This is a genomic window from Streptomyces sp. NPDC002935, from assembly GCF_040611295.1.
Lineage (GTDB): Bacteria > Actinomycetota > Actinomycetes > Streptomycetales > Streptomycetaceae > Streptomyces.
Window position 1 is genome coordinate 159,627 of the sequence record NZ_JBEXNW010000020.1, and the last position, 10,602, is coordinate 170,228.

Annotated in this window: 11 protein-coding genes and 1 pseudogene; 5 read left to right on the forward strand and 7 right to left on the reverse strand. The window is 68.1% G+C overall.

Features of this window, described 5'->3' with window-relative positions:
• The first annotated feature begins 46 nt into the window (after window positions 1–46).
• Window positions 47–703, forward strand: a complete 657-nt coding sequence (locus tag ABZX90_RS26360; protein WP_355208689.1) for a DNA alkylation repair protein — start codon at window positions 47–49, stop codon at window positions 701–703.
• 253 nt (window positions 704–956) lie between these two features.
• Here the strand turns inward: ABZX90_RS26360 and ABZX90_RS26365 are convergent, their stop codons facing one another.
• The 4 genes from ABZX90_RS26365 to ABZX90_RS26380 form a co-directional block, all read right to left on the reverse strand.
• Entirely contained in the window at window positions 957–1,958 is a 1,002-nt protein-coding gene (locus ABZX90_RS26365) for a zinc-binding dehydrogenase (protein WP_355208663.1), read from the reverse strand.
• A 206-nt stretch (window positions 1,959–2,164) separates the two neighbouring features.
• Window positions 2,165–2,614, reverse strand: a complete 450-nt coding sequence (locus ABZX90_RS26370) for an NUDIX hydrolase (protein WP_355208665.1) — start codon at window positions 2,612–2,614, stop codon at window positions 2,165–2,167.
• 210 nt (window positions 2,615–2,824) lie between these two features.
• Window positions 2,825–3,583 (reverse strand): hypothetical protein, encoded by a 759-nt coding sequence (locus ABZX90_RS26375; RefSeq protein ID WP_351131951.1) that lies wholly within the window; start codon window positions 3,581–3,583, stop codon window positions 2,825–2,827.
• A 417-nt stretch (window positions 3,584–4,000) separates the two neighbouring features.
• The gene (locus ABZX90_RS26380; protein WP_355208668.1) at window positions 4,001–5,146 is read right to left on the reverse strand and encodes a serine hydrolase domain-containing protein; all 1,146 of its coding nucleotides are present in this window, start codon (window positions 5,144–5,146) and stop codon (window positions 4,001–4,003) included.
• Between the two features lie 174 nt (window positions 5,147–5,320).
• On the opposite strand from ABZX90_RS26380, the gene ABZX90_RS26385 reads away from it, so the two are divergent.
• Both ABZX90_RS26385 and ABZX90_RS26390 read left to right on the forward strand, forming a co-directional pair.
• Window positions 5,321–5,923 carry a helix-turn-helix transcriptional regulator gene (locus ABZX90_RS26385; protein ID WP_351131953.1) on the forward strand — a complete coding sequence of 201 codons (603 nt, stop codon included), beginning with the start codon at window positions 5,321–5,323 and terminating at the stop codon, window positions 5,921–5,923.
• Between the two features lie 43 nt (window positions 5,924–5,966).
• Window positions 5,967–6,938: a hypothetical protein gene (locus ABZX90_RS26390; protein WP_355208692.1), complete on the forward strand. Its 972-nt coding sequence runs from the start codon at window positions 5,967–5,969 to the stop codon at window positions 6,936–6,938.
• Here ABZX90_RS26390 and ABZX90_RS26395 read toward each other — a convergent pair.
• Window positions 6,920–8,143, reverse strand: coding sequence for a transposase (locus tag ABZX90_RS26395; protein WP_355208695.1), 1,224 nt, complete (start codon window positions 8,141–8,143; stop codon window positions 6,920–6,922). The two genes, ABZX90_RS26390 and ABZX90_RS26395, sit on opposite strands and share 19 nt — an antisense overlap.
• Before the next feature lie 80 nt (window positions 8,144–8,223).
• Here ABZX90_RS26395 and tnpA point away from each other — a divergent pair.
• Window positions 8,224–8,511, forward strand: a pseudogene (gene tnpA / locus ABZX90_RS26400) (IS200/IS605 family transposase); the annotation flags it as partial.
• Here tnpA and ABZX90_RS26405 read toward each other — a convergent pair.
• Complete coding sequence (locus tag ABZX90_RS26405) at window positions 8,456–8,899, reverse strand: hypothetical protein (protein WP_355208671.1); 444 nt, start codon at window positions 8,897–8,899, stop codon at window positions 8,456–8,458. The pseudogene tnpA and the gene ABZX90_RS26405 sit on opposite strands and share 56 nt — an antisense overlap.
• Before the next feature lie 200 nt (window positions 8,900–9,099).
• A complete protein-coding gene (locus ABZX90_RS26410) occupies window positions 9,100–9,480 on the reverse strand; it encodes a VOC family protein (protein ID WP_355208674.1) in 381 nt (126 codons plus the stop codon).
• Window positions 9,481–10,121: 641 nt separating this feature from the next.
• Here ABZX90_RS26410 and ABZX90_RS26415 point away from each other — a divergent pair.
• Window positions 10,122–10,602: glycoside hydrolase family 19 protein (locus tag ABZX90_RS26415; protein WP_355208677.1), on the forward strand; the 481-nt coding region annotated here is incomplete at its 3' end.

Here is a 10,602-nt window from a genome sequence, read left to right on the forward strand (position 1 = left end):
TGTAGCGATCACCAACAATGGGCAGGAGGCCGAGGTGGCCGAGACGATGGTGGCCGAGGTGATGGCCGAGCTGGCCGAGCTCGAGGACCCCAAGGCACGCGCGGTGAACGAGAAGCACGGTGACGATCACGGTGTGAACCTCGGCAAGCTGCGCGCGCTCGCGAAGCGGCTGAAGACTCAGCAGCAACTCGCATGCGGGCTCTGGGCGACGGATGACACCGCGGCGAGGCTGCTGGCGATCCTGATCTGCCGCCCGAAGGCGTTCGAGCGTGACGAGTTGGACTCCATAGTCCGCGAGGCACGCACACCGAAGGTGCACGACTGGCTCGTGAACTACGTGGTCAAGAAGAACCAGCACTCCGAGGAGCTACGCCTGGCCTGGTCCACCGATCCGGATCCGGTGGTCGCCAGTGCCGGCTGGGCGTTGACCACCGAACGCGTGACGAAGAAGCCCGAGAGCCTCGACCTCTCAGGACTGCTCGACGTCATCGAAGCGGAGATGAAGGACGCCCCGGATCGCCTGCAGTGGGCGATGAACCACTGCCTGGCTCAGATCGGGAGCGACCACGCCGAGCACCGCGCCCGTGCCATCGACATCGGTGAGCGCCTGGAGGTGCTCAAGGACTATCCGACCTCCCCCGGCTGCACGTCTCCGTTCGCACCCGTCTGGATCACCGAGATGGTGCGCCGACAGGACGATTGAGGCCTGGCTCGACTGAAGCCGTGGCCGATGGTCACCCGGTGAACGCTTCGATGAGTGTCCAGATCGCCAGCGCGATCATGCAGCCCCAAGTCGTAGTTGGAATCCGGCCCCTACTCATGAGACGCACTGGCCGAGCGTTCACGAAGCGACCGCGGCGCGCGGTGTCGCGCTTGGGCAGGCATGACCAGCCAGCAAGCGAAGAAGGCCCCTTGCCCCGTACGATCCCCGCCGGTTCCCCGTGGGAAAGCAGGCCCTAATGCCGGACCCGGACTACGAGTTTGCCGGTGGCGCGGTCGTGCTCCATGTCGTCATGGGCCTGCGGAACCTGTTCCAGGCCGTCGTAGACGCGATCCACGGGGAAGGCCAGCCGGCCGTCCGCGACTGCGTCGAGGATCTCCTGAAAGGCTTCCCGAGGCAGGTCGGCGGCGTCGCCGAAATAGCCTGCCAGGCGCACACCCTTCGGCAGGTACTCGTTCGGTGAGAAGTCGCGCACCGTCCATTGGTTGGAGAGACTCCCGCCGAAGCAGGCCGTGCCGTGCACGCGGACGGCTCGCAGGGTGTCGGGCAGGGTCGGTGTGCCGACGAGATCAAGGGCGGCGTCGACGCCGTCCGGGTACAGCTCGCGCACGGTGGGCGCGACCTCGCCGGTGTCGAGCAGGGGGTGGTCGACACCGTGCTCCTTCAGCAACGGGAGACGGTCGGCCCGTCGGGTGGTGGACAGCACTGTGGCGCCGCGCCATGTGGCGAGCGCGGCGGCTGCCAGGCCCACCGAGGAGGTGCCGCCACGGATCAGCACGGACTGACCGGCTTTCAGGTCCAGGCCGATGGTGAGCGAGCCGTAGGCGGTCTGCACCATCTCCGGCAGGGCGCCCAGCACCTCCCAGGGCAATGCGGTGTCGATGGGGATGACCTGGGACAACGGCACCGACGTGTACTCCGCATAGCCGCCGTCGTAGGTGCGCCCCATGTCCCCCATCATCGCGACGACCTTCTGCCCGGGAGCCAGCCCGCTGCCGGCCGGGGCCGCGTCGACGGTGCCGGCGGCCTCGATACCGGGCACCCGGGGAAAGGTGACGCCGACGCTCAGACCCAGCCGAAGCTTCAACTCCGAGCGGTTGAGGCCGAACGCCTCGACGCGGATGCGCACCCAGCCGTCCCTCTCGGGCGGGAGCGGGAGCGTGGTCAGCCGCAGGTTGTCCACGGGGCCGGGGCCGGAGAGCCGGACGGCGCGCATGGTGGTCGACGAGGACGTCATGGGCCTGCCTTCTTCCCAGAGGTAGGAGAGTCGGTCGGCGATGGTCAACACCCATCCGCCGCCGCTTCATTCCTGACGCGCCCGGATTTCGTCCTGGGAGACGTCGAGCCGACCCGGCAACCACCGCCGGACCACCACGGCGTGGCGAACCACTGCCTGGACCGCTGCCGCGAGGCCGGGAGCGTGAGGTGGAGTGCAGGCGGTCGTCAGGCTCTGTCCAAGTCAGCCTGCAACTGCGGCCATGTGGCCGCGAATCCGGGGTGGAGACGGAGCGCGTCGATCTCGACGGGAGTGCACCACCGATGGGCGACGCCTTCGCCATCGCCGCGGTGCGGGGAGAAGGGTCCCGCGAGGTCCGTCACGACGGTGTGGTACGCCCATCCGCCGTGATCGTCCACGAAGGTGCGGACGTGACGCAGTGCCGGAACAGTGCCGAGTTCCTCCGCGAACTCCCGGCGTGCCCCGTCCCATGCGCTTTCACCGGAATTCAAGGCGCCGCCGGGGATGCTCCAGCAGCGTCCATGGTGGACCCGCCAGGAGCGGCGTTGGAGCAAGAACCTGCTGTCATGGCGCAGGAGCAGGCCTGCCGCGCCGTACGGGCCCCAATGGCGGCATCCGCGCCGGTCCCTGACGTATCCGCTGCTGCTGTTGGCCACGATCCCTCCTGTGTGGAGTGTGCCGGCCCGGGCGGGCAGGCGGAGCAAGGACCTGGGCGGTCTGATCCTTGACTACATGGCATCCGCCACGGACCACATCAGTGAGCTGGTGGGCCCGCACGATCGTGGAGTCCACCGACACGGCCCAGGCCAGGTGCGCCGACCATCGGGACGACCGTACGCCGGGCCACCGCACCGCTGCCTCGGGCGTCAGGAGCGTGTGGCGGGGGCGGTGCGCGGGGCGGGGGCCTGGGAGAAGTTGGCGGCGGCCACCACCTCGGGCGGGCGTACGTAGCCGCCGACGCTCTCCACGCGAACGACGAGCGCCAGAGGTGACCTCGTGTCGTACGCCTTGGCCAGCCTCCGGATCTCACCGCGCGCGAAGATCTGCGTCGCACCCGAGGTCGCCAGAAGAGCGCAGCCCGCGATCATCACCAGGCGGCTCCCGGCCGCGAAGGGATTGCGGGCCAGCACGACGATGGCGTGATCCACGAGTGTCGACCCGTCGACATCCGACTCGCCGTACTCCTCTCCGCTCTCCACACAGACAATTCGATACTCCGTGGGGAACTGCCGGAACACGTACGGGGCGTTGAGCCGGTCGGCCATCAACTGCCAGACGGCGTTGTGCACCGGCCCGCCGATCACGACCAGGTTCTCCTCGGCGTCCGACGCCATGGCGAACGCCCTGGCCCTGACCGTTGCCGCCTCGTGCAGACGCAGGTCCTGGGAGAGGAACTGCCGCAGGTTCATGGCCGCCAGGGCATCGGTCTCCGGGATCTTCGGATACGCGGACGACGTTCCACCCGACTCTCCGACGACCATCACCACGCGCCGGTCGCGGTCCAGCCGCCACACACGCCCCGCCGGCATCCTGGTCCGGTAGTAGTGCACAAGTGCGCGGCCGAGCCAGCCCACACCGAACGCCAGCAGCGAGGCCACGAGGTTGACCATCAGATCCTGCCGCACGACCGGCTCCCCCCGCCCTCGTCAGCACGTCAACGAGCAGTGTGCACCACGGGATTGGCCGCCGAGAAGTGTCCTGGGACGCCAGCAGGGCATCGGCGTGCCGTCCGCTCCGCTCATCGTCCTCACCGTAGCCCGCTTGGAGGGCTGCCTCCGGCCGCTTCCCGGGGCACGGCCAAGGCCAGGCGCACAGCGCGCCGTCCGCCAGGACGACACAGAGCGCCAACTGGACCGTGCCGAGGGCCCGTTCGGAGGTGGCGGAGCGCGGGCTGGGCGTCGATCACGGCGGGGCGACGGCGGCCGTCCCCCGAGCACCCGTGAACCGTCAGGCTGCGGCGCCGGGCCGATCCGGCGTTGAGCGAACGAGGGAAGGCGCCTTCCAACTGCTGCGCGGAACGGACAAGTTGATCCGTACACTCCTCACCGCGCGGTGACGCGCCAGAAGTCTCGCATCAGCGGCGTGGGCGTCGGATTCGCCATGGCGACCTGGGTGAGCAGGAGGGTTACCGTGCCGGTGGACGGAACGAGGTGGCCGGACGTTCCGGTGCCGCCGATCCAGCCGTACCGGCCGGGCACATTCCAGGGGTCGGCAGGGGTGATGTCGACCTGGGCGCCGTAGCCCCAGCCCTGGCCCTCCAGGAACAGAGCGCCGATGTCACGCTGGGGTCGGGTGAGGTGGTTGGTGGTCATCCGCCGAACGGAGGCCGGGGACAGCAGGACGCGGTCGCCCGCCGTGCCGTCGGCGAGCAGCATCCGGGCGAAGGCGAGCCAGTCGTCGGCGGTGGAGACCAGCCCGCCCGCGCCGGACGGGAACGCCGGCACGGTGCTCCAGCCTCCGTCGGGGGCGTCGGCCCGAGTGAGCCCGCCGCCGTCGGGGCCTGGCCGGTAGTACGTGGTGAAGCGGTCCCGCTTGCCCGCCGGCACCTCGAACCCGGTGTCCGCCATGCCGAGCGGCTCGAAGACGCGCTCGGCGAGGAACTCCGGCAGCTGACGGCCCGTGACCCGGGAGATCAGGACGCCCTGGAGGTCGGAGCAGGTGTTGTACAGCCAGGCCTCGCCCGGCTGGTACAGCAGCGGAACCCGGGCGAGGTCCGCCAGCCACAAGTCGGGGGACGCGAGAGCCCCCGGGTCCCGGCCGTCCGGCTGTACGGCGAACAGCGCCTGGACCTGTGGCAGCGTGAAGTCGGAGGGGAATCCCCAGCCCGCCCGGGAGGAGAGCAGGTCGGCGACCGTGACCGGCCGCGTCGCCGCGACCACGTCGTCGACCGGGGCGGCCGGTGTCCGGACGACCACCGGCTTCGCCAACTCGGGCAGCCACGCGTCGACCGGGTCGTCCAGGGTGAACGCGCCGTCGTCGACCAGCATCATCACGGCCGCCGCAGTGACCGGTTTGGTGATCGAGGCGATCCGGAAGATCGAGTCCCGGGCCATCGGGGCGCTGCCCTCGACGTCGACGGATCCGACGGTCTCTACGTCGACCCGGCCGCCGCGGGCCACCAGTCCCACCGCGCCCGGCACCGTGCCGTCGTCGACGTACGCCTGGAGCAGGTCGTGCAGGCTGTTCATCGGTTGACACCTTCCGTACGGGGGTCCAGGGAGCGCGCCTCCTGCAGTGAGACTCCCGCAGGGCGGGGAATTCATCGCTCTGGCACGCGGACGTGAAGGGAGATGAGTGGCCGGACCAAGCCGGCTCCCTGGGCCACTCCGGCAATAGTCTATTTAGACTGATAGAGTTCGACTATGCCACGTCGTGCTCTCGACAACCCGATCGTTCTCGCGGTGCTGGGCCTCCTGCTCGAACAGCCCTCGCACCCGCATCAGATGCTTGCCGAGCTGCGAAAGCGCAGCGACAACCACGCGGCCTTGGTCACGCGAGGCACGCTCTACAACACGGTTGCCGCTCTGACCGATGCGGGATGGCTTGCGTCGCAAGGCCAGCAGCGCTCGGGCAACCGACCGGAGAGAACCGTCTACGCCCTCACACGGGCGGGCTATGACGAGCTCGTACGACGCTTGGACTCCCAGATCCGCAACCCGGAGCGAGAGTTCTCGCAGTTCCTGGGTGCGGTCACCTACGTCGGCGCCCTCGGGCCGAACGGGGCGGCGGAAGCCCTGACCGAGCGCGCCCTGCGCCTCCAAGAGCGGACGTCCGCCGATGAGGAGCGCCTCTCCGACGCTCTGGCGGCCGGTGTGCCCCGCCTGCACGTCATCGAGGCCGAATACGCGTTGTGCCTCGCCCGCGCCGAGATGGCATGGATCGCTTCCGTCATCGACGACATCCGGACCGGCTCACTGACCTGGCCGGACGCGGCGGCGACAACGCCCACACCCCAGGACCACTGAAGCGAGAGGAACCGAGCACGTGACGCTGACAGCGGATGACGGCATGCTCTTCGGGATCTACCCGGGCGGAGTCACCGGTGACGACACCGGAGGCCTGGCCGACGGCCCGCCCGACGACCCGGCCCTCATATCGAACGCGCTCGACCGCCTCCAGGGCCGGCCGGGCCGCCCGTTTCTGGTGCGCGCCTACATAAGCTTCGACGACGCCACCGGACTCGGCGCGCCACACGCGACCGCGACGCCGACTGCCGCAGCCCAATTCGCCATCCGTGGGCGCCGCTTGGACCTGGTGGCGCAATATCAGTCCGTCGGCGGGGACGTCGAAGGCTACTGCGCCTTCCTGCGCGAGCTGGTCGAGCAGTACGGCGCAGTCACGAGCACGTTGCAAGTGGCGGAAGAGCCCAACATCACGTCGAACCCGACGCTGGACGGCTACTACCCCGGCGTGAACGAGGCGATCGTCCGTGGCGTGTCCGTCGTCAAGGCGCGAGCCCTCGAACTCGGGCACAGGCACCTGCGGGTGGGGTTCAACACCACCCCCCTCTTCGGGCCGACCGCATCCTTCGTCGCCGACCTGACCAAGCACGGAGGTGAAGACTTCGTCGCCGATCTCGACTACGTGGGCCTGGACTTCTTTCCAGACGTCTTTCGACCCGTTGCCGCCGCCGACTTCGAGGAGGCCGTCGAGGGACTGCTACGCCATCACCGTGACTCGGTGTTGACCCCCGCTGGTCTGGGATCCCTGCCGCTGCACATCACCGAGCACGGCTGGCCGACCGGACCCGACCGGCCCGCGCGCCGGCAGGCCGACGTCGTCGAGACCGTTGTACGGGTCATCGCCGCCCGATCGAAGCAACTCCATCTGAGCGGCTACACACACTTCGCGCTGCGCGACGCCGACAGTTCGAAGGCAGGGTTGTTCCACCAATTCGGGCTCACCAACGATGACTACACTCCCAAGCCCGCCTTCGACACCATGAAAATGCTCGTCGAACGCTACAGCGCGTCAAGTTGACCCGGTCCTGAAGGACCGGGCTTGGAGGTAGTGCCCGGCTGGCTGCTGGGAGGACTCCTCCGTCCAGACACCCCTTCCGAGGTGGCAGGGACGCGTGACTCACGCCCCGCATTCCACACCACGGCGCCGCGCTGGGCGATGTTGTGGGAAGCGTTCCGGTCCGCGTGGGCAACGACCCCGCAGTTCCGACAGATGAAGAGGGCCTGGTCGACCCGGTTCTTCTTGTCGACGTGCCCGCACTCGCAGCACATCTGCGAGGTGTAGGCAGGGTCGACGTGGACCACAGGCACGCCTGCGCGGCGTGCCTTGCACGCGATGAACTCTCCGAGCTGAGCGAAGGCCCAGGAGTGGAGCGTGGCCCGTTGGGGCTTGCGGAGCCGTACCCTCTGCCGGATACCGCCCAGGTCTTCCAGGGAGATTCCGGCCGAGGTGCGTTCAGCCTCGGTCACGATCGTCTTCGCGATGATGTGGTTGGTGTTGGAGACATGGCGCCGCTCGCGCCGGTTGCGCTCCTCCAACAGCCGCTTGGCGGACTTGGTGCCCTTGCGTTGGAGCTTGGTGCGTAGATCGCCGTGGCGTTTGCGGTGCCGGTTCAGGTCGCGCCCGGCGGCCTGGTAGCCGGTCGATGTGGTGGCGATGTTGACGAGGCCGAGGTCGACGCCGATGAACCCGTCGGGCTCGTAACTCTTCTCCTCAGGAACCTCGCAGGTGGCGATCAGGTAGAAAACGCCGTCGCGTTCCACCAGATCCGATTCGCCCTGCCGGTGCTCGCGCAGCATCTTCAGGCCGTCGGCGGAGCAGGCGAACCGTACACCCCGGACGCGTCCGGCGGTGGTCCAGATGGACACCGCCTGCGCGTCGTACTGCCAGCTCAGGCACCGGTCGTCGTACGGCTGGGCTGCCTCGGGCCGAAAGGCAATGGGTTTGGACTCGGCCTTCCCGCGCCGCTTCGAGCCCGGTTTGCCGAGGTTCCCGACCTTGATGTTGGCCTTGAGCGTCGTGTAGGCGTCGCGGACCTTCTTGATGGTGTGCTGGGCTGCTTGGGCCCCCAGCCCCCGCGACTTCAACTCCGCGTAGGTGTGCTTGCGCAACTCGTACTCGCGCGGCACACCCTGCTCGTACGCCACCGCCGATACCCAGTTCGCGGCCTCGTTGACCGTGCGCAGGGTGGCGAGAAGCGCGGCGGCCTGCTCGGCCCCCGTCATCAGCTTCACCTGTACAACGAGTTTCACCGGTGTGATCCTATCGTTGATCTAGGTCACCACGCTGGGAACCAAACCCCCATATTCGCAGGCGTAGAACAGTCGTCTACACCCTCCACGCGCATTTGGTCTTCACACCCAAGTATCGGCGCGGCCCGTTCACCGATGAGATTCTTCGGCGCTGCGAGGAGGTCATGCCTGACGTATGCACGGACTTCAACACCGAGTTGGTGGAGTTCAACGGGGAGAGGGACCACGTCCACCTGCTCGTGCACTACCCGCCCAAAGTCGCCTTGTCCCGGCTGGTCGGCTCTCTCAAGGGCGTCTTCGCCCGGCGACTCCGTCAGGAGTTCCCAGCCCTCCGTAGGTACCCCAACTGGTCCTGGCCTCCGCGCTGGCCAGCGTTGCAGGCCGGTAGAAGCGAGTCAGCAGCGTCTTGTCCAGCAGTGCGGGATGCCGGTTCACGAAGGAGCCGAAGTCGGCGGCGCCCGACTGATCCGCATGGTGGCCCACCAGTTCGACCCACGCCCGGCTGACGGTGGCGTCGTACTTCTGCGGGGCACCGGCATAGCGGGCGGTGCCCCGGATGCCGTCGCTGACCAGATCCACGGCTTCAGCCGTTCCGTAGCGCCGGACGGCCAACCAGGTCAGGTGAACGTGCTGGCGGTGCCCGAAACGCTCGGCGGCGGCCATCGCCTCCCCCATCAACTCCGCGAACGGTGAGGGCTCTTCGTTCGCGTCGCGGTCGTGAGCCGTCATCACCCCTCCTTGATCAGCGCATCCAGGACGGCGTAGAAGCCGGCGACCGCCTCGCGGGGCAGGGCCGTCCAGCGCGCGCTTCTCGAGATCGTTCAGTGTCTGCTTGAAGAACTCCCGCAAGACCGATCCATCGCTTCCGGGGCTGATCACAAGCCAGGTGGATCTCCGTGGTCAGCCCCGCCGGAGCGTCGCAGCGTGCATCAGAGTGGGTTGAGGCGGGCCTTGAGCAGACAGAACTCATTGCCTTCGGGGTCGGCCAGGACATGCCACGGCTCCTCCCCTGTCTGGCCGATGTCGGCCGGGCGAGCACCGAGTTTGAGAAGGCGTTCGAGCTCGGCGTCCTGATCGCGGTCGGTGGCGTTGACGTCGATGTGCAGCCGGGATTTCCCCTTCTCCGGCTCATCCCTGCGACTGAGGAAGAGCGTCGGCTGCGGACCGCCGAACCCTTCGCGCGGCCCGATCTCGACCGAGCCGTCGTCCTCACGACCGAGCACGACGAAGTCCAGGACCTCGCACCAGAACCGCGCCAGCATCTCAGGGTCGCGGCAACCGAGCACAAGCTCACCGATACGACAAGCCATTGACGAAACCTACTCTCAGCCTGGGGGCTGCCGGGGAGGCCACACGCGCGCCTGATGGAACCCGGCAGCGAAAACAATCCCGCGACCGTACCGGACGAGGCGAGCCCGGGCGAAATGACTTCTTCGCCGCCTTCACGATGGCCGGAATTGGGCCGTCAAACCCCGTCCCTACCTGGCGAGTTGAGACGGTCCCGACGGGACGAACGCCACACCTCCGGGAAAACTTTTCAGCAGACCCTTGTCGAGGCGATCAGCCAGGCGCCGTCACCTCAACTGCCCTGTCGCGCGCCGCGAACGCTGCGTCCAGCGCTCACTGACCTGCCCCGTCAGAGGGAAATCGGTGCGCACGCGATGTTGCAGGACTCCGATGCCACGTTCGTAGCGCTGACAGATGGAAGCGCAAGACGGTTGCTGTCGGCGGTGCGGAGAGCGGGCGGGCCGCTGAACGAACCGGCACCGATGGACTGTTGGCCAAATTGGTCTACACCCTTGACTGGTACAGACCAAAGCGGTTGAGTGTGGCTCCACACCCCCCACCGCGATCGCCCCGGACGCCATGGCGCCGACCTGTCGTCGGCGCGTGAGCACAAGGTTCCGCCCTTGCCTCCGGTGCGGCCTTGCTCCGCAAAGGACTTGATCCCGTGTCACGACGTCACGTCTCTTCCCTCTTGGCCGCGGTTCTGATCGGAACCGCCGCACCGGTGCTGCTGCCGGCCGCCAGCGCTTCCGCCGCATCCTGTTCGAGCTATCCCAGTTGGGTGGCCGGCAGGTCGTACGTCACCGGAAACATCGTCCGGTACACCGACGGCAAGGCCTACATCGCCGAGCACGACAACCCGGGCTACGACCCGACCATCAGCACCTGGTTCTGGGAGCCCTACGCCTGCGACGGCGGGTCGACGAACCCCTCCGACGGATTCGTGGTCTCCGAGGCGCAGTTCAACCAGATGTTCCCGAGCCGGAACTCCTTCTACTCCTACAACGGCCTCAAGGCCGCGCTGAGTTCCTACCCCGGCTTCGCCAACAGCGGCAGCGACACGGTCAAGAAGCAGGAGGCCGCCGCGTTCCTCGCCAACGTCAACCACGAGACCGGCGGTCTGGTCTACGTGGTCGAGCAGAACA

Bases quoted from the DNA above. Each gene is read 5' to 3' on its own strand.
- ABZX90_RS26360 (WP_355208689.1), top strand. From the start codon at position 47: ATGGTGGCCGAGGTGATGGCCGAGCTGGCCGAGCTCGAGGACCCCAAG.
- ABZX90_RS26365 (WP_355208663.1), bottom strand. From the start codon at position 1,958: ATGACGTCCTCGTCGACCACCATGCGCGCCGTCCGGCTCTCCGGCCCC.
- ABZX90_RS26380 (WP_355208668.1), bottom strand. From the start codon at position 5,146: ATGAACAGCCTGCACGACCTGCTCCAGGCGTACGTCGACGACGGCACG.
- ABZX90_RS26385 (WP_351131953.1), top strand. From the start codon at position 5,321: ATGCCACGTCGTGCTCTCGACAACCCGATCGTTCTCGCGGTGCTGGGC.
- ABZX90_RS26390 (WP_355208692.1), top strand. From the start codon at position 5,967: ATGCTCTTCGGGATCTACCCGGGCGGAGTCACCGGTGACGACACCGGA.
- ABZX90_RS26395 (WP_355208695.1), bottom strand. From the start codon at position 8,143: ATGACGGGGGCCGAGCAGGCCGCCGCGCTTCTCGCCACCCTGCGCACG.
- ABZX90_RS26405 (WP_355208671.1), bottom strand. From the start codon at position 8,899: ATGACGGCTCACGACCGCGACGCGAACGAAGAGCCCTCACCGTTCGCG.
- ABZX90_RS26410 (WP_355208674.1), bottom strand. From the start codon at position 9,480: ATGGCTTGTCGTATCGGTGAGCTTGTGCTCGGTTGCCGCGACCCTGAG.